General features: G+C 70.6%; 23 protein-coding genes. 13 read left to right on the top strand and 10 right to left on the bottom strand.

Annotated elements, in window-relative coordinates; translation table 11 throughout:
- Positions 1-25 precede the first annotated feature (25 nt).
- The gene (locus tag ABFX55_RS21615; protein WP_346123663.1) at positions 26-475 is read left to right on the top strand and encodes an NUDIX domain-containing protein; all 450 of its coding nucleotides are present in this window, start codon (positions 26-28) and stop codon (positions 473-475) included.
- 6 nt (positions 476-481) lie between these two features.
- Here the strand turns inward: ABFX55_RS21615 and ABFX55_RS21610 are convergent, their stop codons facing one another.
- Positions 482-733: a hypothetical protein gene (locus tag ABFX55_RS21610; RefSeq protein ID WP_346123662.1), complete on the bottom strand. Its 252-nt coding sequence runs from the start codon at positions 731-733 to the stop codon at positions 482-484.
- Positions 734-992: 259 nt separating this feature from the next.
- On the opposite strand from ABFX55_RS21610, the gene ABFX55_RS21605 reads away from it, so the two are divergent.
- The 4 genes from ABFX55_RS21605 to ABFX55_RS21590 all read left to right on the top strand — a co-directional run bounded on the left by ABFX55_RS21605 (position 993) and on the right by ABFX55_RS21590 (position 8,079).
- A complete protein-coding gene (locus ABFX55_RS21605; RefSeq protein WP_346123660.1) occupies positions 993-2,423 on the top strand; it encodes a VMAP-C domain-containing protein in 1,431 nt (476 codons plus the stop codon).
- 76 nt (positions 2,424-2,499) lie between these two features.
- Positions 2,500-3,549, top strand: a complete 1,050-nt coding sequence (locus ABFX55_RS21600) for an AAA family ATPase (RefSeq protein ID WP_346123658.1) — start codon at positions 2,500-2,502, stop codon at positions 3,547-3,549.
- Positions 3,546-7,754: an FxSxx-COOH system tetratricopeptide repeat protein gene (fxsT, locus tag ABFX55_RS21595; protein WP_346123656.1), complete on the top strand. Its 4,209-nt coding sequence runs from the start codon at positions 3,546-3,548 to the stop codon at positions 7,752-7,754. Before ABFX55_RS21600 ends, fxsT begins: the two co-directional genes overlap by 4 nt.
- Positions 7,705-8,079 carry a DUF397 domain-containing protein gene (locus ABFX55_RS21590; RefSeq protein ID WP_312895432.1) on the top strand — a complete coding sequence of 125 codons (375 nt, stop codon included), beginning with the start codon at positions 7,705-7,707 and terminating at the stop codon, positions 8,077-8,079. Before fxsT ends, ABFX55_RS21590 begins: the two co-directional genes overlap by 50 nt.
- Here the strand turns inward: ABFX55_RS21590 and ABFX55_RS21585 are convergent.
- Positions 8,065-8,256, bottom strand: coding sequence for a DUF397 domain-containing protein (locus ABFX55_RS21585; protein WP_183645527.1), 192 nt, complete (start codon positions 8,254-8,256; stop codon positions 8,065-8,067). The genes ABFX55_RS21590 and ABFX55_RS21585 overlap by 15 nt on opposite strands.
- A gap of 117 nt (positions 8,257-8,373) precedes the next feature.
- On the opposite strand from ABFX55_RS21585, the gene ABFX55_RS21580 reads away from it, so the two are divergent.
- The gene (locus ABFX55_RS21580; protein WP_346123653.1) at positions 8,374-8,613 is read left to right on the top strand and encodes a DUF397 domain-containing protein; all 240 of its coding nucleotides are present in this window, start codon (positions 8,374-8,376) and stop codon (positions 8,611-8,613) included.
- Here ABFX55_RS21580 and ABFX55_RS21575 read toward each other — a convergent pair.
- Positions 8,601-9,689: a phosphorylase family protein gene (locus tag ABFX55_RS21575; RefSeq protein ID WP_346123651.1), complete on the bottom strand. Its 1,089-nt coding sequence runs from the start codon at positions 9,687-9,689 to the stop codon at positions 8,601-8,603. The two genes, ABFX55_RS21580 and ABFX55_RS21575, sit on opposite strands and share 13 nt — an antisense overlap.
- A gap of 77 nt (positions 9,690-9,766) precedes the next feature.
- Here ABFX55_RS21575 and ABFX55_RS21570 point away from each other — a divergent pair, with 77 nt between their 5' ends.
- Complete coding sequence (locus ABFX55_RS21570) at positions 9,767-10,435, top strand: DUF5919 domain-containing protein (protein ID WP_346123650.1); 669 nt, start codon at positions 9,767-9,769, stop codon at positions 10,433-10,435.
- Here the strand turns inward: ABFX55_RS21570 and ABFX55_RS21565 are convergent.
- Entirely contained in the window at positions 10,432-11,388 is a 957-nt protein-coding gene (locus ABFX55_RS21565; protein ID WP_346123648.1) for a helix-turn-helix transcriptional regulator, read from the bottom strand. The two genes, ABFX55_RS21570 and ABFX55_RS21565, sit on opposite strands and share 4 nt — an antisense overlap.
- An 89-nt stretch (positions 11,389-11,477) precedes the next feature.
- Between ABFX55_RS21565 and ABFX55_RS21560 the strand changes: the two genes are divergently transcribed.
- Entirely contained in the window at positions 11,478-12,338 is an 861-nt protein-coding gene (locus ABFX55_RS21560; RefSeq protein WP_346123646.1) for an SDR family oxidoreductase, read from the top strand.
- A gap of 56 nt (positions 12,339-12,394) precedes the next feature.
- Positions 12,395-13,255, top strand: coding sequence for an alpha/beta fold hydrolase (locus ABFX55_RS21555; protein WP_346123644.1), 861 nt, complete (start codon positions 12,395-12,397; stop codon positions 13,253-13,255).
- Positions 13,256-13,278: 23 nt separating this feature from the next.
- Here the strand turns inward: ABFX55_RS21555 and ABFX55_RS21550 are convergent, their stop codons facing one another.
- The gene (locus ABFX55_RS21550; RefSeq protein ID WP_346123642.1) at positions 13,279-13,980 is read right to left on the bottom strand and encodes an MFS transporter; all 702 of its coding nucleotides are present in this window, start codon (positions 13,978-13,980) and stop codon (positions 13,279-13,281) included.
- A gap of 125 nt (positions 13,981-14,105) precedes the next feature.
- On the opposite strand from ABFX55_RS21550, the gene ABFX55_RS21545 reads away from it, so the two are divergent.
- Positions 14,106-14,615, top strand: a complete 510-nt coding sequence (locus ABFX55_RS21545) for a hypothetical protein (protein WP_346123640.1) — start codon at positions 14,106-14,108, stop codon at positions 14,613-14,615.
- 44 nt (positions 14,616-14,659) lie between these two features.
- Here ABFX55_RS21545 and ABFX55_RS21540 read toward each other — a convergent pair whose 3' ends face one another.
- Entirely contained in the window at positions 14,660-15,154 is a 495-nt protein-coding gene (locus tag ABFX55_RS21540; RefSeq protein ID WP_346123638.1) for an FBP domain-containing protein, read from the bottom strand.
- Positions 15,155-15,239: 85 nt separating this feature from the next.
- Between ABFX55_RS21540 and ABFX55_RS21535 the strand changes: the two genes are divergently transcribed.
- Positions 15,240-15,812 carry a TetR/AcrR family transcriptional regulator gene (locus ABFX55_RS21535; RefSeq protein ID WP_346123636.1) on the top strand — a complete coding sequence of 191 codons (573 nt, stop codon included), beginning with the start codon at positions 15,240-15,242 and terminating at the stop codon, positions 15,810-15,812.
- Positions 15,813-15,823: 11 nt separating this feature from the next.
- On the opposite strand, the gene ABFX55_RS21530 is transcribed toward ABFX55_RS21535, so the two are convergent.
- The 4 genes from ABFX55_RS21530 to ABFX55_RS21515 form a co-directional block, all read right to left on the bottom strand.
- A complete protein-coding gene (locus ABFX55_RS21530; RefSeq protein WP_346123634.1) occupies positions 15,824-15,973 on the bottom strand; it encodes a hypothetical protein in 150 nt (49 codons plus the stop codon).
- An 88-nt stretch (positions 15,974-16,061) separates the two neighbouring features.
- The gene (locus ABFX55_RS21525; protein ID WP_346123632.1) at positions 16,062-16,700 is read right to left on the bottom strand and encodes a TetR/AcrR family transcriptional regulator; all 639 of its coding nucleotides are present in this window, start codon (positions 16,698-16,700) and stop codon (positions 16,062-16,064) included.
- A 75-nt stretch (positions 16,701-16,775) separates the two neighbouring features.
- Positions 16,776-17,972 carry a cytochrome P450 gene (locus ABFX55_RS21520; protein WP_346123631.1) on the bottom strand — a complete coding sequence of 399 codons (1,197 nt, stop codon included), beginning with the start codon at positions 17,970-17,972 and terminating at the stop codon, positions 16,776-16,778.
- A 116-nt stretch (positions 17,973-18,088) separates the two neighbouring features.
- Positions 18,089-18,388 (bottom strand): trypco2 family protein, encoded by a 300-nt coding sequence (locus tag ABFX55_RS21515; RefSeq protein WP_346123629.1) that lies wholly within the window; start codon positions 18,386-18,388, stop codon positions 18,089-18,091.
- A 144-nt stretch (positions 18,389-18,532) separates the two neighbouring features.
- Between ABFX55_RS21515 and ABFX55_RS21510 the strand changes: the two genes are divergently transcribed.
- On the top strand, positions 18,533-19,642 hold the full coding sequence (locus ABFX55_RS21510) for a S1 family peptidase (RefSeq protein WP_346123628.1): 1,110 nt from the start codon (positions 18,533-18,535) through the stop codon (positions 19,640-19,642).
- On the top strand, positions 19,632-21,185 hold the full coding sequence (locus ABFX55_RS21505) for a tetratricopeptide repeat protein (RefSeq protein ID WP_346123626.1): 1,554 nt from the start codon (positions 19,632-19,634) through the stop codon (positions 21,183-21,185). The genes ABFX55_RS21510 and ABFX55_RS21505 overlap by 11 nt, the downstream gene beginning before the upstream one ends.
- The last annotated feature ends 31 nt before the right edge of the window (positions 21,186-21,216 follow it).

Genomic DNA, 21,216 nt, shown 5'->3' with positions numbered 1-21,216 from the left:
TCTGAGAAGCGGAAGGATCCTCCCCATGAGCGACCAGCGGCCCGGCACCGACCAGGTGCGCAGGACGCCCAGCGTCTCCTGCGTCTTCCTCTGCCACGACGGCCGTGGCAGGGTGCTCCTGGCCCGACGCGGCGCCGGCGCGCGGGACGAGCCCGGCACCTGGGACTGCGGCGCGGGAGCCCTGGAGTACGGGGAGTCGTTCGAGGCGGCCGTCGCCAGGGAGGTGGCCGAGGAGTACGTGACCCGTCCGCTGGAGATCGAGACCATCGGCGTGCGCAACGTCCTGAGGGAGGAGCCCGCCTCTCACTGGGTCGCGGTGATCTTCGCGGTCAGGGTCGACCCCGCCGAGGCCGCCATCGGCGAACCGCACAAGTTCGACGAACTGGGCTGGTTCTCTCCGGAGGCGTTGCCGTCCCCCCTGCACTCGCAGCTCGCCGAGAGCATCAGGCTCTTCCGCGCGTGGCAGGAGGCGTGAAGGGTCCTACGACCTGATCCCGTTCACCGCCAGGGCGATCAGGACGACTGTCACCCCGCCGACCAGGACCATGCTCCAGAGCGCCGCCCATGCCGCCGATTTCGCGTCCGGCACCCTTCCCGCCGCGGACGCGGCGTCCTTGACCGCCTTTCCCCATCCTCGCCAGGTGTCGAGCGCTCGCTGGAAACGGCGTCCGACGACGAAGAGGACCATCGCGATCACAATGATGAGAAGGACCCGGCCGTCCGCGCTGTCCATAGACGTACTCCCTGGATGGCTTCTCTTGCCGTAAAAATACGACAGGTAATGCGACCAGGCCAGAGCCGGATGGAGCGGCACTGAACCATGCTGTTGGTTATGGGCGAGTTGTCCCAGTTTGAAGGATGCTGGTCACCGGCCTGCGGCGCCGCTCAGGCGGCCGTGGGTGGAGATTGTCTTGACCACTAGTGGAAATGCATGTGCGATTTAGTAGAATCACGGCAATTTAATCGGTGAAGGTGCGCAGCGGGGGAGAAGCGTGGCGAATCTCGGCGATCACATGGCGGTCGCCAGAGTGCTTGCCTCGATACCTCAGCTGGAACCTGCCGATCTCGTCGACGCGGTAATCGCCGAGATGGGCTCAGCCGGGCTCGACGTCCCCTACTCCGCCAAGCGGAAGGTGTATTTCCTCAACATCGCCCTGCACTGCCTGGCGAGCGAGCAGGCGCGCGGCGCCCTGGTGCGGGCGGTCGAGTTCTTCGCCGCGGGGCTCCCTCAGGTGGAGCAGATCAGGAGGCTGGCAGGGCTGGCCGACAGCCTCCTCGAGCCGGAGGACGAGCGGCGGATCGAGGAGTTGCTCAGGCGCTGCGAGGCCGGCGACCTTCGCGCCCTCTACCAGGTGGTCACCGAGGGCAAGGGGGCCCTCTGCCCGGTGGGGCTGACCAGCGCGTGGGAGATGTTCGAGTTCCTGCTCGACGTCAACGGCAGGCCAGGCTGGCTGGCACCGCACCTGCGCTTCGTGGCGCTGCTGCGAGGACGGCTGGTCCACCAGGAACCGGCGAACGACCCCGAGCTGAAGGACGAGCTCGGCAGATGGCTGTACCGCCAGCGAGACCTGCTGCGGGAGCTCGACGATGCGGCCGCGACCGAACTGGAACTCCTGCTGCGCCAGCCGCCGCCCTTCCAGACCCGTACCGACCTGCCGGTCTGCCTCATCGTCGAGATCGACCGGTCACCCGTGCCCGACGACGGCACCGACCCGCATCGCGTCACGCACTGGACGCAGGCCGACCAGTCGCGCTGGAGCCCGGTGCGCGGCGAGGACGTCGAGTTGCCGTCCGCGCGGCTCGGGGACTACGTGGTGGAGCTGGTCCTGAAGGCGGAGGAGGAGTGGACGTCCGGCGGCCCCCTGCTGCTGGAGTTCATGCTCGCGCCCGACCTGGTCAATCTGGCCGTGGAGCGCTGGCCCCGCCAGATCAGCGAGAACCTGCCGCCGCGCGCGCTCGGCCAGGACTACGAGGTGGTGCTGCGCAGCGATTCGCGCCTGCGCCCGCGCCACCGCCACCGGCACTGGCGCGACAGGTGGGACAGGTTCATGCGGGGAGAGGGCGGCACCCACGTGATCCCGCTGGACGGGGCCGAACTCGGCGCCATGCACGACGACCTGATACGGGGTTGTCATCTGGTGGCCTGCGTGCTTTCGGCGCCGCCCGACCATCCGCTGGGACGTGCCCAACTGGAGGCCGCTATCGACGCGGGACTGCCGATTGTCCTCTGGTGTCGCGATGTAGCATCGAATGTCGAATTTCGGGAGATTGTTCACGACGTCGTCCAACCGGTCAAACTCAAGAAACTCCCGGAGAGCATCCTTCAATTGCGCAGTTCAGCGGCTTGTGAGAGCGTCGCCCTCCTTTGGGACGATCCTGACAGGCCAATTCCGCCTGTCCCACATCTCAGGGTTGCGCGGTAGGTTAAACAAGGGGATCCTTCAGAAGAGCCCAATTTCATGCGCCGCACCGTGTATCCGAGTGAGGAAACATCCACAGATGAGCGTGGAAACACCACATGGGGACGGTGAGTTCGCAGCCATCCCCCAGGGGTGGCTCCTCTACCGAGGCACGGGACGGCCGCTACAGGACATCTCCCTGCGCCACGCCCTGCCGGCGCCGCCCCCCTGGCGTACCTTCACCGGCGGTCAGGTGATCGACCCCCCGGCGGAAGATCTCGAGGAGCTCGACCGCAGGCTCGGCAGGGTCGACACGCTTCCCGTGCGCAGGCCCGACCCGCGGGAGGTCATCGCGGTCAACGCCGCGCTCTGCCTGCGCCGTCCGCTGCTGGTCACGGGGCCGCCCGGCGTGGGCAAGTCCACCCTGGCCTACCAGGTGAGCCGTGAGCTGCACCTCGGCCCCGTCCTGCGCTGGCCCGTCAACAGCCGCAGCACCCTGCGCTCCGGGCTGTACGACTACGACGCGGTCGCCCGTGTCCAGGACGCGCGGGTGGCAGGCAGCGAGCCGAGCATCGGCAAGTACGTTCAGCTCGGGCCGCTGGGAACGGCGCTGCTGCCCTACGAGCTGCCGCGGGTGCTGCTGATCGACGAGTTCGACAAGGGCGACGCCGACCTCGCCAACGACCTGCTCGACGTCGTGGAGGAGGGCGGCTTCCAGATCAGGGAGCTGTTCCGCGCCCGCTCGGGGCAGCCCGAGGTCGTCCACACCGCCGACGCGGGCCGGACCGCCGCGATCAGCGAGGGCACCGTGACCTGCAGGGCCTTCCCCTTCATCGTCATCACCAGCAACGGGGAGCGCGAGTTCCCTCCCGCCTTCCTGCGCAGGTGCATCAGGCTCGAGATGCCGGAGCCCAGCGCCGAACGGCTGGCCGAGCTGGTCGTGGCGCACTTCGGCCAGGACGCCGAGCCGTACAAGGACCGGATCATCCAGGAGTTCCTCGACTACCGCACGCGCAACTCCGTGGCCGCCGACCAGCTCCTCAACGCGCTGCACCTGGTCATCACCGGCCAGGACGGCTGGAGCGAGCAGTTCTACAAACAGGTGCTCGACGTGGTGCTACGACGGCTCGACGAGGCAGGCGTGGGGTGAGCAGGTCGGCAGGTCAATCGCCACTCGGCCGCGAGGGCGCGCCGCACTGGCAGGAGGCCGCCGACCTTCTCTGGCTCGCCGCCCATGCCGTCGCGGGCCGGGCGGGGGAGCTGCCGTCAGCCCCCAGCCGGGCCAGGCGGGACCCGCCGGGAACCGCCGAGGCGCCGCCCGCCGACCGGGTGCCGCAGGCCCAGGGCGCCGACACCGACGTGAGCGGTGGCGACGCCGCGGGCTCCGGTGCGCCGTTCGCGGTGACGCTGGAGCCTGCAGTCCAGGAGGTGGTCGGCGAGCGAGCCGACCTCACCGTCTCCGAACCCAGGCGACGTCGCGCGGTCAGTCAGGCGATGCGCGCCTTCCGGCGGCTGGTCGAGTCGCCGTACGGCGCGGCCGAGGTCGACGAGGAGGCCACGGCCGAACAGGCGGCGGGTGACGACCTCTGGCTGCCGGTGTTCGCGCCCGCGAGGGAGCGCCTGCTCGAACTCGACGTGGTGATCGACGACGGCCGCTTCGCGATCCTGCACAGGGCCGCCGCCAACGGGTTCGCGGCGGCCTTCACCGACGTCGCGGCCTTTCGGGTGATCCGGACGCATCTCCTCGACGCCGACGTCGAAAGGGAGTCCGAGCTGAGGCTGCGCACAGGGCGAGCCGATGCTCCCGCGACTCCCGCCTCGGCGCTGGCGCTGCCGGGCCGTACCGGGCGCAGGCTCATCGTCGTCCTCACCGACGGCATCGGCGACGCCTGGCACACCGGGGCCGCCCACAGGATGCTGGCCCGCTGGGGCGAGAACAACGCGGTGGTCGTGGTTCATCTGCTGCCCGCGCGGCTGTGGCGGCGCACGGGCATCGCGCCGGAGCGGGCCGAGCTGCGTAACACCAAGCCCGCTGCCGCCGCCGTCGAGTACGGCTCGGCCGTGCCGGCGGGAATGGTGCCGGTGCCGGTCATCGGGCCGGCGGCCGGTCAGGTGAAGGGCTGGGCCGAGTTCGTCATGGGCAGCCGTGCCCGCTGGTCCTGCGGGGTCCTGGCCTGCTCCTCCGCCGAGACCGACCACGAGTCGCGGGAGCCGGAGGAGGACGCCTCGGCCGAGGAGCGGGTCTGGCGGTTCCGCATGGGTGTCTCGCCTGTCGCCTTCGAGCTGGCCGTGCACCTGGCCGCCGCGCCGCTGACCATGTCGGTGATGCGGCTGGTGCAGCGCAAGCTGGTGCCCCACGCCAGCGACGCGCACCTGGCCGAGGTCCTGGGCAGCGATCTGATCCGGCGGGCGGACTCAGGGGAGACGCCGCTCAGCGTGCCGTACGACTTCGTGCCCGGGGTGCGGGCGGAGCTGCTGCAGGCAGGCAGGCGTTCGGAGACGGCCGAGGTGCTGGTCGCGGTCGTCGACCACCTGGGCCAGGAGGTGGACGAATTACGCGGGCTGCGCGACGTGATCGTCTCGCCAGGCAGCGCGTCCGTGCCCGACCTGCCGCGCGAGCTGTCGCAACTCGTCGAGCCCACCGTCTCGGCCCTGGAGGCGATGGCGGGGCGCTACACCGTGCCGGCGCGGCGGATCAGGGATGCCTTTCGTGGCCATGAGGGCACGAGTGAGCCGGCCCTGGCGGGGCACGCCTCCAGCCGTGATCTTCCTCGCCCGGAGGACACCGTCTACCCGCATGTCGTAAAAGATCCATCGCCGCCTGACCCGTTTGGAGTAACCATCAACATGAGCGCCGTACCTCTGGCAGCCAAGCGTGAGTCCCACGAGCCGACGCCGGTGTGGAACGTCCCGCAGAAGAACGTGAGCTTCACCGGCCGCGAGGAGATGCTGGCGCTGCTGCACGAGCGGTTGTCGGCGGGGACCACGGCGGTGCTTCCTGAGGCGCTGCACGGCCTGGGCGGCGTGGGCAAGTCGCAGATCGCCATTGAGTACTGCTATCGCCATCAGGACAAGTACGACCTCATCTGGTGGATACCCTCCGAACGACTGACCATGGTGCGGCAGGCTTTCGTGGACCTGGCCGTTCACCTCGACCTGAACGTCACCGAGCCGAACGTGGCCGTTCCCGCGGTGAAGGAGGCCCTGCGGCTGGGCCGCCCCTACGCCGACTGGCTGCTGGTCTTCGACAACGCGGAGAACGTGGACGAGATCAGGAAGTTCTTCCCGACCAACGGTCCAGGGAAGATCATGGTGACCTCCCGTTCGCGCGACTGGTTCTCCTACGCCGCTCCGCTCGAGGTCGACGTCTTCACCCGCGAGGAGAGCCGCGAGCTGCTGCGCCTGCGCGGGCCCGAGCTGAGCGACCAGGACGCCGACGAGATCTCCAGCCGTCTGGGCGACCTGCCGCTGGCGATCGAGCAGGCCGCGGTCTGGCTGTCGGAGACGGGCATGCCGACCTCGGAGTACCTCCAGCTCTTCGACGAGCACAGCACCGAACTGCTGCAGGTCGAGGGCGCCGAGGTGCCGGTGGCGGCGGCGTGGAACGTCTCCTTCGACCGGCTGAGAGAGAGCCACCCCGCGGCCCTGCAGCTCCTGCAGGTGTGCGCCTTCCTCGCGCCCGAACCCATCCCGAGGTCGCTGCTGACCAGCAGCCGCGACATGGAGGGACCGCCCGAGCTGGTGCAGGCGCTGCGCGACCCGATCGCGCTCAGCCGTACCACCCGTGCGATCAACCAGTACGCGCTCGCCAAGCTGAACTACCGCGACAACACCATCTCGCTGCACCGGCTGGTGCAGCGCGTGGTGACCAGCCAGCTGTCGGACGACGACCGGATGCTGTTCCGCCACTGCGGCCATCTGATGCTGGCCAACGCCGACCCCAAGGCGCCGGGCAACCGGGCGCGCTGGCCGGAGTACCACGCGCTCTTCCCGCACGTCTTCGCCTCCAAGCTGGAGGAGTGCACCGACCCGTGGGCCAGGGAGCTCTTCCTCAACCTCATCGACTTCCTCTATCTGTGGGGCGACCACAACGGCTTCGTCTCGATGGCGCAGCGCGCCGTCGACACCTGGAGCGAGAACCTGGGGCCCGAGCACGACGCCACGCTCGCCGCCGAACTGCGTCTGGGGCGCGCGTTGCGCCTGTTCGCCGACTTCCAGGCGGCCTACCGCCATCACCTGCACGCGCGTGACGCGCTGCGCGACAGGCTCGGCCCCGACCATGAGCGCACGCTGGAGGCGCAGGGCTATCTGGGCGCGGACCTGCGCTACCTGGGCCGCTTCGACGAGGCGCTGGAGATCGACCGCCAGGCGTACGAGACGCTGCGCCGCCGTTTCGGCCCCGACGACCCGCTCACCCTCGAGCAGGCTCACCTGCTGGCCATCGACTACCGGCTGACCGGTGACCCCGTCAGGGCGAGGGAACTGGACGAGGACACCTATCGCAGGAAGCAGGAGGTGCTCGGGCCCGACAACCTCAGCACCATCAGCTCGCGCGTCGCCCTGACGGTCGACATCATGGAGTGCGGCCACTACCTGGAGGCGCGCAATCTCCAGGAGATCCACACCAACGAGATGCGCCGCCGCTTCCAGAACTCCCACCCCGGCACCATGGACGCCATCGGACTGCTGTCGGTGATGAGCCGCAAGGCGGGCAGACAGGACGAGGCGCTCAAGCTCTCGGAGGAGGCGATGTCGCTGTTCAGGGCCCGCTACGGCGAGAAGGCCCAGACCACGGTGGCCATCACCCTCAACCACGCGATCAACCTGCGCCACATCGGCGACCTGACCCAGTCGGTCGAGCTCGGCCTGCGGGCCAAGCAGCTCTACGAGGAGATCTTCGGGCCCGACCACGCCAACTCGCCCACCGCGGCGGTCAACGTCGCGGTCGGCCTGCGGCTCATGGGCCGGGTGGAGGAGGCGAGGGATCTGGATCGCCAGGCCCTGGAGGACCTCACCAGGCTGCTGGGCGACGAGCATCCGCGCACGCTCATCTGCGCGATCAACTACGCCAGCGACCTGTACGAGCTGGGCGAGCACGAGCACGCGCTGGAGCTGGACCAGCGCACCCTCGAGCAGCTGCGTGAGGGACAGGGCGCCGACCATCCGACCGCGCTGGCCTGCGCTTTCAATCTCAGCATGGACCTGCAGGCGGTCGGCAGGGAGGCGGAGGCGGCCACGCTGTTGTCCGAGACGCTGGCCGGCTATCGGCGGGTGCTGGGCGAAGACCATCCCGCGATCAAGTCTCGTGGCCAAGGAAAGCGGGCAAACTGCGATATCTACCCAATCTCCGTGTAGCGGGTGCTGTAAGAGCCAAAAGCGGACAGCGTGGTCCCGTTGCCAACAGGTTCCACAAAGAACCCGGGAGTATTGCGACGTGAGTGAGAGTGCTGAGTTCCCCTGGCGTAAAAGCACGTGGAGCGATGGGACAGGCGGTGGGTGCGTGAGCGTCGCCCATCTCGGCAACGGCTGCGCGATCAGGGACAGCAAGGATCCCGGCCCCTACCTTCTGGTGTCGTTAGGTTCGTGGCGGGCCTTCATCGAGGGGATCAGACGGGGGCAGTTCGAGCCGGTAAAGGACGGGGCGCCGCCACAGCGCCCCCTCCGCTCAGATGGGGCGTGAGCCGATCGAGCCCACGAAGGCGGCCCAGGCTTCACGGGAGAAGCTGAGGTGCGGACCGCCGGGGTTCTTGGAGTCGCGGACCCCCATCCGGTCGCCGAGCTCCGCCACCTCGACACAGGTGCCGAACTCCTGTTCGGTGCTGTAGCTGCTCTTGCGCCATGCGGGTGCGTCGTGCATGTTGCTCCCTCCGTAACTCCGGAACGTGATTACTTGGCTACTCTACAGAGAGAAAGTGCGCCGGTTGGCGGCATGGCATTTCCATATAAATCAGGATCTTTGTCATAAGATGCGACTATGTTGCCAAGCAAGCCGAAAGCGGCAGATTTCGACCTTTCGTCTGTTGTATGGATGAGGAGCGAAGCCGGGCAGACAATTGAGGATCCGGTAGAAATCGCCTTCGTTGGGGAAAATATCCTTATGCGCAACGGTGGCGACAAGGACAGCACGATCCTGGTCTTCACCCAGGCCGAATGGGACGCCTTCGTCGCCGGCGCCCTCGACGGCGAGTTCGACTACGACGGTCAGGGGCGGTAGTGCTCGATCGCCTCCGCCAGAGCACGTAAGGGGGAGGAGTCCGGGCCCTCCAGCCGCTCCAGGACGTCCAGCAGGTCGGCCAGTCCCGTGGGGTAGGTGCCGCAGACGCTCGCCAGGCTCAGCAGGGCGTGGCGCGTCCGTGTGTCACGCTTCACCAACCCCTCCACGGGCGGGCCGAGCAGCCGCAGGACCTCGTCGCGGTCCTGCGGGGTCTGCAACGACGAGACTCGTTCCATCGCCGTCACGAGGTCCAGGAGCGAAAGCGGGCGGTGCTCCGTCCTCTCAGGCGCGGAGGAAGGGGGCAGCACGTCCAGCAGAGCCCGCACGTACGCGGCGGCCGCCAGCGACGCGGCGGGGTGCCACAGGTCGGATTTGGCGGCGTCGCCATAGTCGCTGACGCCTCGCACCGCCAGGCACTCGCGGCCGTCGAGCGCCGCGCCGACGGCCACGCCCGCCGCCTCCATCTCGATGGCGAGCAGGTCCTCCCGTCGCGCGAGCTCGTCCCTGCGCCGCGCGCTGCGCAGCAGCTCGTCGCCGCTGCCGATCCTGCCGTGGAAGACCTGCCAGTCGCGCTCCGACGGCGGACGCTCGTACAGCGGCGAGGGCGGCGTGCTCGCCCGCTCGCGCCAAGGGTGTTGGCCGCGCAACGACGCCGCACGCAGCTCGTTCACCCCGCGCAGCAGCCGGGGCGCCGCCACCAGTGTCGCGCCTCTGGTCCTGACGCCCTCGTCGGTCACCCTGACATGGCTGTAATGGACCACGCCGGCGCTTCCCACCACGACGTCACCGAGCCGGACGTCCCGCTCGGGGTCGCCGGGCCTGGGCACGCCCAGCGCGATCCCGCACATGATCACGGTCTCGATCCCTGGGAAGCTGCGCACCAGATGCGCGCACGCGTGGGCCGCCGCGCTGTTGCCCGTGGTGGTCAGCACCGTGGTCACCACAGGGCCGCACGCCAGCTCGGCCCGCACGTACTGGTTGGGGTCACCGGCAGGCGCCCGGACCTTCCGCACCTCACCCAGCACGTGCAGGAGGGCGACCGACTCCACGGGCAGGGCGGTGATGACGCCGATCATAAGTTCCCACCCTAGACCTGGTACGGCGCAGCAGATCACGATATGTCCTGGGAACCGGCGGCGGGTGAGGGAGCGACATGCAGGAACTGGTCATCGGGGTCGTCAGCTCATTGATCGCGACCGTGCTCACGGTCGCGGCCGGCTGGTTCGGCCTGTCCTGGCCGCGACGGCTGCTCCTTCGTCTGCTGTCACGGATGTCAGGGGTGGGCGTGCTGCGCTCCTATCCCAAGCAGTCGGCGGCCAACGCCGACCTGGCGGCCGACCTGCGCGCGGCCCGCTGGATCAAGGTGCTGACGGGGCGCGGCAACGAGCTGGCCCGCGACAGCTTCCAGGAGGCCTGGCGGCCGGGCAACCCGCGCCTGGAGTCGACCCGCGTCCTGCTTCCCGACCCCGCGGACCCTGGAGGATGGCTGCGGGCGAGGGAGGACGAGGTGCGGCGCCTGGATCCGGGGATCGAGAGCGGGCTGCTGGCCAAGCAGGTCTCGGCGAACATCGACTACGTCACGGCGGTGGCCGCCAAGAACGCCTCGGTGGAGTTACGTCTGTTCGACGCGCCGCACAACTGCCGGGTGATCCTCACCGACCGGCTGGCGTACTTCACCCCGTACCTGCAGGAGACGCACGGGCGTAATTCACCGTGTCTGGTCTTCAGGAACGGCAGCGCGATGTACGACTACCTGCTGCGCCTGTTCGACGGGTTGTGGCAGGCGGGGGCCGGGGCGGGCCCCTCGACGCGGGCCGACTAGCCTTCACCGGCCCGGACGAAGAGCCCGCCGAGGTCGCGCAGGTAGGCGCGGAACTCGGCGGGACGGACGACGTCGAACTCCGCCCCCACGGAGGCGAGGATGAGAACCGGCCAGTCGAAGGCGTCCACCTGCAGTCTCAACAGGCAGGAGTGGTCGTCGACGGGCTCGACCCTTCCCCCGGTGACGGCCACCACCGGGTCGACGGCGGCGGCGGGAGCGTGCACGCGCACGGTGATGTCCCACAGGGTCGGACGGGAGCCGAGCCGCTCCTCGACGAAGGCGGCGGCGTCGGCGGCGGGCAGCTCGCGCTGGCGGAACCGGGCTCCCCTGGCGGCCGGCGCCGTGAGGCGGTCGAGCCTGAAGACGCGCCAGTCGGCGCGGTCGAGGTCCCAGGCGACCAGATACCAGCGGCGCCTCAGCGAGACCAGCCGGTGCGGCTCGACCAGGCGGGTGGCAGGCTCGCCGTCGGGGGCGGTGTAGGTGAACGTGAGCCGCTCGTCGTCGCGGCACGCCTGGGCGATCACGGTCAGCGCGGTCGCGTCCACCCGGGGACCGTCCAGCGGAGAGGTGACGGTGTAGGCCCGCAACGCGTCGACCCTGCGGCGCAGGCGCGGCGGCATCACCTGGACCACCTTGGCCAGGGCGCGCAGCGAGGTATCCTCGATGCCGCCGACGGTGCCGCCCGCGGCGGTGCGCAGGCCGACGGCGATGGCCACGGCCTCGTCGTCGTCCAGGAGCAGCGGAGGCATCACCGCGCCTGACCGGAGCTGGTAGCCGCCGGTGAGCCCTCGCCCGGCGTGCACGGGATAGCCGAGCTCGCGGAGGCGGTCGATGTCGCGGCGCAGGGTGCGCTCGCTCACGCCGAGCCGCTCGGCGAGTTCGAGTCCCGGCCAGAGCCGATGGGTCTGCAGGAGGGACAGCAGCCGCAGCGTGCGCGCGCTCGTGTTCGCCATGACTCCAGGATCTCTTTCCTTCCGGTCAGAAAGTGACCGGAAGGGACTCTAGCGTGGCCTTCGTGAGTGAGACGACGGAAGGAACGCGGATGAGGATCCTGGTGAGTGGGGCGACGGGGATCGTCGGCCGCCACGTGGTGGAGCAGCTTGTGCGGGCGGGCGTGAGCGTGCGCGCTCTGACCCGGCGCCCTGCCGCGGCGAAGCTGCCGCCGGAGGTGGAGGTCGTCCAGGGCGATCTCACCGAGCCTGCCACCGTGGCGGCGGCGCTGGAGGGGATCGAACGCGTCTATCTGTTCTCGGTGGACGAGAGCGCCCGTGCTGTCGTCGCGCTGGCCGAGCGGGCAGGGGTACGGCGCGCCGTGGTGCTGTCGGCGGCGTCGGTGACCGCGGGCCTGCACACCAACCCGGTGGAGCAGGCGGTCGAGGAGTCGGGCATGGAGTGGACGCACGTGCGGCCGTGCGGGTTCATGACGAACATGCTGCAGATCTGGGCGCCGTCCATCCGCGCCGAGCGGGTGGTGCGCTACCCGTTCGCCGACGAGCCGATGAACCTCATCCACGAGGCCGACATCGCCGCCGTCGCGGTGGCCGCGCTGCTGGAGGACGGCCACCACGGCAGGGCGTACACCCTGACGGGGCCCGGCCTGGTCACCGTGCGCGAGCAGGTCGCGGCCATCGCCCAGGCGCTCGGCGAGGAGGTCCGCTACGAGGAGGTCACGCGCGAGCGGGCGAGGGAGCTGATGAAGGCGCAGGGCGGGTTCGCCGCCGAGTCGGCCGACCTCATGCTCGGCTTCGTCGAGTACGGCGGCGACACGCCCGAGGGCGGCGGCTACGCCGAGCAGGACTGGTCCGCGCTGATGCGCATCTGGCCGGACGTGGAGCAGGTCACCGGCCGCCCGCCGCGCACGTACGCCGAATGGGCGCGCGATCACCTCGCCGACTTCAGCTGAGCGCCGCCGCCGAAGCTTCGAGAGTAGCGCGGCCGTTCAGGGGAACGGCGGAGAGGATGTTCGAGGATTTCATCGACGAGCACGTCGACGTGGGCGAAGCCAGGCTGCGCGTACGGCACGGCGGTTCAGGAACGCCCGTGCTGCTCCTGCACGGACATCCCCGCACCCACGCCACCTGGCACCGTGTCGCTCCGCTGCTCGCCGCCGACTTCACCGTCGTCTGCCCCGACCTGCGCGGCTACGGCCAGTCGTCCAAGCCGCCCAGCACCCCCGACCACGAGCCCTACTCCAAGCGGGCCATGGCAGGCGACTGCGTCCGGTTGATGCGGGCCCTCGGTCATGAGCGCTTCGCCGTCGTCGGCCACGACCGCGGCGCCTATGTGGCTCAGCGCCTGGGACTGGACCATCCCGCGGCCGTGACCCACGTCGCCGTGCTCGACGTGGTGCCGATCGGCGAGGCGCTCGCGCGCTGCGACGCGGGCTTCGCGAGCGCCTGGTGGCACTGGTTCTTCCTCGGCCAGACGGCCAAGCCCGCCGAGCGGGTGATCAACGCCGACCCGGACGCCTGGTACGGCCTCACCCCCGAGGTGATGGGGCAGGAGGCGTACGACGACCTGCGCGCAGCGCTCCACGATCCGGAGACCGTCCACGCCATGTGCGAGGACTACCGGGCGGGGCTGGGCGTCGACCGGGCCGCTGACGACGCCGACCGCGCCGCCGGCCGCACGATCACCTGTCCCCTCCTCGCGCTCTGGGCGACAGGGGACGACATGGAAGATCTCTACGGCGATGTGCTCGCCGTCTGGCGGGGCTGGGCGGAGAACGTGGACGGCGGCCCGATCGAGAGCGGGCACCACATGGCGGAGGAGGCCCCTGACCAGCTGGCCGCCAAGCTGCGGCTCTTCCTGAAGGGCTGAGTCGACGGCGCCTCCGCCCCCGCCTACGCGCCAGGACGGCCCGCCGTCACGGCGTCCTGCCGCTCGGCCGGTGGCGTCGCCTCGATGGGAGGCAGGTGCCTGAGCGCCGTCGCCGCCAGCACGGCCAGCCCCGCGGCCAGGACGGCGCTGATCGCGGCCACCGCGCCGAACCCGGCCCCGAACGCGGCCCTGGCGGCCTCCAGCAGCTCCTGACCCGCCACCCCCTGCAGGCTCCGGGCCGCCGCCACCGCCTCCTCCAGCGTCGCGCCCACACCCGCGGCACGGAAGATCGCCGTCCCGACGGTCCCCAGGGTGGCCACGCCGAGCGCCACGCCCAGCTCCATGCTGGTCTCCGACAGCGCGGCGGCCGCGCCGGCCCTGTCGGGAGCCGCTGCTCCCACGACCAGGTCGGTCCCGAGCGCCATCATCGGGCCGACGCCCGCGTACACGACGACGAATCCCGCCACCACCAGGGGCAGGTTTCCCGCCACGGCCAGCAGCCCGTAGCCGAGCGCCGAGACGGCCAGCGCGACCGCCACGATGTGCGCGGGGCGAACGCGGCGCACGAGGATCGGCGCCAGCATCGAGGTGACGATCATCACGAGGGCGGCGGGCAGCAGCCACAGGCCCGCCTCGAAGGGCGACAGGTTCGCCACCGTCTGCACGTACTGCGTGACGAACAGGTACGTGCCGCCGATGGTGACCAGACCGATCAGGAGGATCACCAGCGCGACGGTGAATCCGCGTCCTGCGAACAGGCGGGGGCCGGATCGCCCTGCTCACGGGCGATCACGAGGCGGCCGAGCGGCTGCACACCCAGGCGCTTCGGCTCGCGACCGAGCAGTCCAGCATGCCGGCCGTCCAGTTCGCCGAGTTCGGGCTGGCGCTCGGCGCTCGACGGCAAGGGCGGCTGGATGTCGCCGAGGCGCACGCGCGCCGGGTACTCGCCGCCAACCAGGCCATCGGCTACCAGCCGGGCATCGCGCTGACCCTGGCCGAGCTCGGGTTCGTGCACGAGCTGCGCGGGCAGGCCGACGCCGCGCTCGCCGTACATCTGGAGGGTCATGCCGCCGCGCGGGAGACGCGCGACGTCCGCGCTCTCGCGCTGGCCCTGGAAGGGCTCGCGGGCGCGCACGCGCTCGCGGGACGGCACAGGCTCGCCGCCGAGCTCCTCGGCACCGCCGCGCAGGCCAGGCGGTCGGTGTCCGCGCCGCTGCCGCCCGGTGAGCGCGGCGACGTGGACCGCATCACGCGGACGGTCAGGCTCGCCCTCGGTGAGCGGGCTTGCGCCGCTGCCTTCGAGCGCGGTGCCCGGCGCAGGCCCGACGTCCTGCCCGAGGCCGCGACGCGGCCGGTGTAGCGGCCTCGGCTACGAGCAGGGCATCGCGGGCTCGTTCGACGTCGTCACGCGACCACCTTGTCCAGGAACCCGGCCAGGTTGCCCGCCGTCCTCTCGATCTGCTCCTCCAGCGTGAGCGACTCATGCAGCCGCCCGCCGAGCCCGACCTCCTTCTTGCCTCGCAGGTAGAGCGAGCAGGCCAGGTCGGTGCAGATGTAGGCGCCGACCGAGTTGCCCTGCTGCCCGCTCTTCCCCGCTCTGCGCGCGGTCATCAGCGAGACGCCGTCCCCCGTGTGCATGGTCAGGCACAACGAGCACATGCTGCGCCGTACATGCCCGGCATGGGGAGAGGCCAGCCGCAGCGCCACGCCCACGAACCCGTCGCCGGACTCGGTGACCAGGTAGGCCCGCTCCGGCGCGCCCGGATCCCGCCACCCGAGGAAGTCCAGGTCGTCCCACGGCAGCGCGGCCAGGTCCTTGGGGACGGCGAGACGCTTCGCCTCCCCCTTGGTGCAGTTGACGAATGACGCGCGGATGTCGCGCTCGGTAACCTCTCTCATGGCCACGAAACTACTCTTCCTAGAGCAATATCGCGACTGATTAAGTAGAATCCTAGAGTCTCTAGGCAACGGCGAAGGGCGACGCATGACACGAGCGGGGGTGACCGCCGCACGCCTGACCGAGGCGGCAGCGGACCTGGCCGACGAGGTCGGCTTCGAGAACGTGACCGTCTCGGCGCTCGCGCGCGGCTTCGGCGTCAAGGACGCGAGCCTGTACTCACACGTCAGGAACGCGCACGAGTTGAAGGTCAGGGTGGCGGTGTTCGCCCTGGCGGAGCTCGCCGACAGGGCCGCCGCCGCGCTGGCAGGCCGGGCGGGCAAGGACGCCCTGGTGGCCTTCGCGAACGCCTACAGGGACTACGCGAAGGAGCATCCCGGCAGGTACGCGGCCATGCGCATGGAGCTCGACCAGGAGACGGCGGCCGCCAGCGCGGCGCGGCGGCACTCCGAGCTGACACGGGCGATCCTGCGTGGCTATGAGCTGCGGGAGCCCGCCCAGACGGACGCGGTGCGGCTGCTGCACAGCGCCTTCTTCGGATACGTGAGCCTGGAGACTGCCGGCGGCTTCCGCCACCACGCGCGCGAGGTGGACGCCTCGTGGTCCAGCGCCCTGGACGCCCTCGACGCCCTCCTCAGGAACTGGCCGCCTACCTCGTAGCGCCTGGAAGGTCACCCCGCGTCGTTCGGCGGGACGGCGGGCTCCGGCAGGGGGAAGAGGCGGAGAAGCGGCTCGACCAGGCCCCCTGGATCGTCGAGCACCAGGTCGCCTGCCCGCACGGCGTCCGCGACGGGCCGGTCTCCGCGGCTGCAGTCCGACAACGCTGACATCGTCGAAGCCATGGCGGAGCTGAACGGCTGACCGGGACCGTCGCCGGCGCGGCCCCGCCTCGTCGGCGGCGATCTCGGCCTAGCTCGAGGACCGTGCCTCGCCGAGGTCGGGATCGGGGGAGTCCACGCGGAGGCGCGTGTCCGAGGGGGCGGGCAGCGTCCCGGCCGACGGGCGCAGCCCGTCAAGCAGGAGGGCCAGGTAGCGGCGGGGGTCGGCGTGAGCGGGGTCGCCGGGGTGGACGGTGGCCAGCGCCATCACCACGATCGCCGCCAGGTCGCGAACGAGCAGGTCCGCCCGCACCTGGCCGCGACGTTGCGCCGCGGCCAGCACGCCGGCCAGGGGGCCCATGAACCGCTCGGCGATGTCGACGGTGAACCCGCCTGACTCCTGGGCCGCGCCCAGCAGCGCGTGGTGGGCGGCCAGGGTGTCCACCGTGGCGGTGAGCGCGTCGACCAGCCGGCGCCCCGGGTCGGGGGCGTCACGGGCGGCCAGCGCCAGCGGCTCGATCTCCTCGGCGAAGTAGGTCTGGAAGGCGGCTCTGATCACCCCGTCGCGGTCGCCGAACCTGCGGTACAGGGTGGCGATGCCGATCCCCGCGCGCCGGGCGATCTCGTCCAGGGACGCCGCGGGGCCGCTGTCGCGAAGCACCACGATCGCGGCCCTGACGATCCTGTCGGAATTGCGCAGCGCGTCAGCCCGCCGTCCCTGCCTCTGCACAGGCGGAACGTTAGCATCGGGCATTTCGCCCGGCGCATCCCCGGGCGGCGCGTACCAGGATCGGCGCGGCAAGGGCTACCAGGCCACCTCGAAGGTGCTCAGGCCGTACACGACGTGGAAGGAACGGAACGCGGCAGGAGCGCCGGCCTCGCGCAGTCCGGGGAAGCGCTCCAGCAGGGCGGGGAAGGCGATGCGCATCTCCATGCGGGCCAGGGGCGCGCCCAGACAGTGGTGCACACCGTGACCGAAGGCGACATGGCCCAGGTCGCCGCGGCTGATGTCCAGCCGGTCGGGGTCGCGGACGAGCGCCGGGTCGCGGTTGGCGGCAGGCAGGACGCACATGACCAGCTCGCCGGCCGGGATGCGCCTGCCGGACAGCTCGACCTCGGTCGTGGTCACCTTGGCCGAGCCGGAGTGGACGATGCTGAGCCAGCGCAGCAGCTCCTCGACCGCGGAGTCGATGCGCTCGGGCTCCTTCCTGAGCAGCTCCAGCTGGTCGGGATGGCGTAGCAGGGCCAGGGTGCCGAGCGCGAGCATGTTGGAGGTGGTCTCGTGGCCGGCCAGCAGGAGCAGCCCGGCGATGCCGATGAGCTCGTCGGTGGACAGGTCGTCGCCGTGCTCGCGCACGAGCATGCCGAGCAGGTCGTCTCCAGGCTCGGCCTGGGAGCGCGCGACCAGACCTGCCATGTAGGCACGGGCTTCCAGCTGTACCGCCAGGCGCTCGTCCACGGGCAGGGAGATGTCCAGCATCGTGCTGGTACGCCGCTGGAAGTCGGCTCTGTCCTCGTACGGCACGCCCAGCAGCTCGCAGATCACCAGCGACGGGATCGGCAGGGCGAAGGCCGGGACCAGATCGGCCGGCGAGCCTGCGCGCTCCATCTCGTCGAGGTGCTCGGTGACGATGTCGAGGATGCGCGGCTCCAGGCGGCGCATCCTGCGCATGGTGAACTCCGGTGTCAGCATCCGCCGCAGCCGGGTGTGTTCGGGCGGATCGAAGGCCAGCAGGTTGCCGGCGCGCATGGCCTTGATCTCCTCGTCGGTGAGCTGTGACGCGCCGGGAGGCCGGAAGTCGGCCCGCATGCTGTTGCTGAACCGCTCGGCGTCCCCGAGCACCTCACGGACGTCGGTGAAGCGGGTGACCATCCAGGCGTCGATGCCGAAGGGGGTGCTCAGCCGCTGGACGCCCTGCTCGTCGCGCAGGGCCGCCAGCTCGGGATCCGGGTCGAACGCGTTCCGCCGCATGTGCAGGGGCAGTGCCACAGGCTCACTCATGTCATCTCCTGACGGACTGACTGTCGCTTCGGCCGTGCGTCTACAAGCGATAGTAACCTCTCGTTTAGGCCCCGGCCGGGTGGTGGCTCAGACGGACCCGCCCCTGACGGCCTGCCTCACTCGTCGAAGTCGGCGATGTCCACCGGGCCTCCGGCGGCGGTCTTCGGCTTGAGCCGCACGGTCAGGTGGTGAGTGGTGGCCCTGGTGGCGCTCGCCGAGGCGCCCGCCTCCAGCACCCAGACCTTGACGCCCGCCGTTCCGCCCGCCTCCTTCGACAGTTCCATACCGAAGTCGATCTCGACCTCCTCGACCTCGAACCGCAGTGCCTCACCGGCTCCGGCCTGCATGGCGGCCTGCAGTTCCCGCCGGATGCCGGTGACCGCGTCCGCGAGCCCTATCCAGGGTTCATTCGTCATGCGCCGATTATTCACGGGTATCGCCCGCCGCCGTGCCGCGGCCGATTAGCATGTCGGCACACACCCTGCGGCAGGCGGAAAGCGGTGATCTTCCTGGGCGCTCGCATGCTTCCGCCCTTCACGGCAGCTCGGTTGATCGCCGCCATGGAAGGGTCGATCGTACGGGTGGTGGCGCGGGGCGCCGGTGGAACGGGGTTCTTCGTGGCCCCAGGCCTGGTCCTGACCTGTGCCCATGTGATCGGCCATGAGGCCGGTTCGAGCGTCCGGATCGTCATGGGCGGCCAGGTGTTCGCAGGCACGGTCACGGCCCGCCACCCCGCCCAGGCGCCGGCGGGCGAGCCCTTCCCCCTCCCCGACCTCGCGCTGATCGAGGTGCCCGGCGCGCCCGCCGACCTCGACTGCGTCCGTTTCGATCTGGGCCCCCCGCAGGTGGAGGACCGGATTCACACCATCGGCCACACCAGGACCTGGTCGCGGCTGCCGGGCGCGGAGCCCGCCACGTTCACCTACGAAGGGCTGCACCGGGTCGACGGGGGATCGCTGCTCAAGCTGGCGAGCGGGCAGGCGGTGCCCGGCATGAGCGGCGGGCCGCTGCTCAACCTCGCCACCGGCGGCGTCTGCGGGATACTCAAAACCAGCCGCGATCCCGGCAGCCCGCACGGCGGGTGGGGCGTCCCGGCGGACGCCGTCGCCCAACTCTTCCCCGAGGCCTTCGACGCGAGCGAGCGGTTCCACACCGAACGGGCCGGCTGGCATGACCCTGGCGCCGCGCAAGGGCTGATCGTGGACCTCGGGCGCGTCAGGGAGGAGTCTCCCGGAGGCAAACCGGGAGAGGTGCTCTTCACCGTCACCGACGCGACCCCCGAGAAGGTGAAGCTGACCTCCGTCCGCGCTCTCGTACGCGACCGGTCCCCGAGCCTGAAGCCCCACCATCGCCTCGCCGAGGGCGTCCCCGAACAGTACGACCTCGACCTCGCCCTTACCCCCCACCTTGACTCCTACGAACTGCTGGACGTGCACCACGTCCTGGACCCCGGCGAGACCGAGGGCTACCGGGTGCGCGTCACCTCTCCCGAGGGATGGCGGTACCGGCTGGAGTTCGTGGTCGGCTGGCACCGCCTGGGCTCCGCCGATCCCCAGGAGACCTCCCTCGGCCCCGTCGAGCTGACCTTCCGCGTCAAGAGCGAGGAAGCGCTGACGGCGCTCGTACGGCGAGGCCGCACTGCCGTGGCCGGTGAGAGCGATGACGACTGAGTGGACCTGCCCCGGCTGCGGGCACGCTCAGCTCTTCGAAGGCGGACGCTACCTGCCGCTCGAGGAGGACGTTCCCGCCTCCGGGCTGCAGGACAGGGCCCAGGTGCGCGTCGTCTGCGACCGCTGCGGCGCCGCGCATCTCATCGTGCCGCCTCTGATCGTCGATCTGCTGCCCAGCCTGCTGGTCTTCGTGGCCGACGCCGATCGCCCGACTCTGCTGGAGGAGTTCAGGGAGTTGCTGGACGACCTCGCCGAGGAGATCGCCGAAGAACGGTTCGCCACCATCCTGGCGTCCTCGTATCAGGTTGTCGTCGGGCTGGACGGGCTGCACCGGCTGCTGGATCTGGTTCTGGGCGGCGCCACCATGGAGATGCTGCTCCCCGCGACGTACGTGGTCCCGATGTGCGCGCACCTGCATCTGCTCGTCGTGGCCAAGGAGTACGCCGACGCCGGCCGTGATGCGGACGCCTACCAGGTGCTCCTGCGCAGCGCCGCCCATGCGCTGTACAACCCCGACTTCTTCCGGGAGCTCAGCGGCTACGCCCACACCGCCGGCGACCACGAGGTCGCCGAGGCGGCGCTGACCGAGGCGGAGCTCCAGGAAGCCGGCCACAGCCATGTGTGGATTGTCCTCCTGCCTGCCGGGACGCACATCGGTGAGGAGGACCCGCCCGCAGACCTGTGCCCGCCCACGTTGTTCGCCCGGGTGCGTGACACGTCGCAACCGATCCTGCCTGATCCCTACGTGGCCGCCAGGGCCGGCATGCTCGTCGGCGAGATCGAGCGCGCGATCGTCCATCTCGGTCCCACGTGGGAGCTGTCGTTCTACCGCGAGACCATGACCATCCAGTTCGAGCAGTGGCTGGAGTCGCAGGAACTCCGGTACGACCCGCAGGACCTGGTCGAGATCTTCGTCACCGAGCGCAGGGAGGCGCTGCCGGAGCCGGACGACACGCTCGGCCCGGAGGAACTGGGCAGGCTCGGCGCCATCCTCGCCGACAGCGGCCACGAGCAGCAGGCGCTGCCGGTGCTGCACCGAGCGATCGGGGACGCCGCCCCGGGGACGATGCCCATCGCCAGGTACAACCTCGCGGCACTCCTTGATCGCACCGGGGCCGCAGCCGAGGCCGTCCCCCTCTACCGGGACGTCGCGGCCGGAACCGACCTGGTGTCGGCGTCGATGGCCCTGCTGGCCCTCGGCCGCCTGTATCAGGAGCGAGGCGATGACCAGGAGGCCCGGCTGGCGTTCGACGATGCCGTCTCCCTCGGCCACCCCGCGCACGGCCCGCAGGCGCTGCTGGAACTCGCACGCCTGGAGGGACGGCGAGGCGACACAGCCACGCAGGAGAGCCATCTCGTCGAACTCGTGGAGGCCCAGATCGAGGACGTGAGCGAGGCCGCCGCTCTGGACCTCGGCGTCCTGCGGATCCGGGAGGGGGACGCGGCCGGCGCCGTCCCCATGCTGGAACTGGCGGCCGACTCCCTGGACGATGAGATCGCGGACGCCGCCACCGAACTGCTGAGCCAGCTGCGCGCCCGCTGAAGGCGGTCGCCGTCCCGCAGAATCACCAGGT

This window comes from Nonomuraea roseola, assembly GCF_039535395.1.
GTDB lineage: Bacteria > Actinomycetota > Actinomycetes > Streptosporangiales > Streptosporangiaceae > Nonomuraea > Nonomuraea roseola.
The sequence above is the reverse complement of the archived record's forward strand: the minus strand, read 5'-3'. Positions and strand labels throughout refer to the sequence as shown.

Excerpts from the sequence above, each read along its gene's own strand:
- ABFX55_RS21615 (WP_346123663.1), top strand. The coding sequence starts at position 26 with ATGAGCGACCAGCGGCCCGGCACCGACCAGGTGCGCAGGACGCCCAGC.
- ABFX55_RS21610 (WP_346123662.1), bottom strand. The coding sequence starts at position 733 with ATGGACAGCGCGGACGGCCGGGTCCTTCTCATCATTGTGATCGCGATG.
- ABFX55_RS21600 (WP_346123658.1), top strand. The coding sequence starts at position 2,500 with ATGAGCGTGGAAACACCACATGGGGACGGTGAGTTCGCAGCCATCCCC.
- ABFX55_RS21585 (WP_183645527.1), bottom strand. The coding sequence starts at position 8,256 with ATGCACGACGCACCCGCATGGCGCAAGAGCAGCTACAGCACCGAACAG.
- ABFX55_RS21580 (WP_346123653.1), top strand. The coding sequence starts at position 8,374 with ATGTTGCCAAGCAAGCCGAAAGCGGCAGATTTCGACCTTTCGTCTGTT.
- ABFX55_RS21575 (WP_346123651.1), bottom strand. The coding sequence starts at position 9,689 with ATGATCGGCGTCATCACCGCCCTGCCCGTGGAGTCGGTCGCCCTCCTG.
- ABFX55_RS21570 (WP_346123650.1), top strand. The coding sequence starts at position 9,767 with ATGCAGGAACTGGTCATCGGGGTCGTCAGCTCATTGATCGCGACCGTG.
- ABFX55_RS21565 (WP_346123648.1), bottom strand. The coding sequence starts at position 11,388 with ATGGCGAACACGAGCGCGCGCACGCTGCGGCTGCTGTCCCTCCTGCAG.
- ABFX55_RS21560 (WP_346123646.1), top strand. The coding sequence starts at position 11,478 with ATGAGGATCCTGGTGAGTGGGGCGACGGGGATCGTCGGCCGCCACGTG.
- ABFX55_RS21555 (WP_346123644.1), top strand. The coding sequence starts at position 12,395 with ATGTTCGAGGATTTCATCGACGAGCACGTCGACGTGGGCGAAGCCAGG.
- ABFX55_RS21545 (WP_346123640.1), top strand. The coding sequence starts at position 14,106 with ATGCCGGCCGTCCAGTTCGCCGAGTTCGGGCTGGCGCTCGGCGCTCGA.
- ABFX55_RS21540 (WP_346123638.1), bottom strand. The coding sequence starts at position 15,154 with ATGAGAGAGGTTACCGAGCGCGACATCCGCGCGTCATTCGTCAACTGC.
- ABFX55_RS21535 (WP_346123636.1), top strand. The coding sequence starts at position 15,240 with ATGACACGAGCGGGGGTGACCGCCGCACGCCTGACCGAGGCGGCAGCG.
- ABFX55_RS21520 (WP_346123631.1), bottom strand. The coding sequence starts at position 17,972 with ATGAGTGAGCCTGTGGCACTGCCCCTGCACATGCGGCGGAACGCGTTC.
- ABFX55_RS21515 (WP_346123629.1), bottom strand. The coding sequence starts at position 18,388 with ATGACGAATGAACCCTGGATAGGGCTCGCGGACGCGGTCACCGGCATC.
- ABFX55_RS21510 (WP_346123628.1), top strand. The coding sequence starts at position 18,533 with ATGGAAGGGTCGATCGTACGGGTGGTGGCGCGGGGCGCCGGTGGAACG.
- ABFX55_RS21505 (WP_346123626.1), top strand. The coding sequence starts at position 19,632 with ATGACGACTGAGTGGACCTGCCCCGGCTGCGGGCACGCTCAGCTCTTC.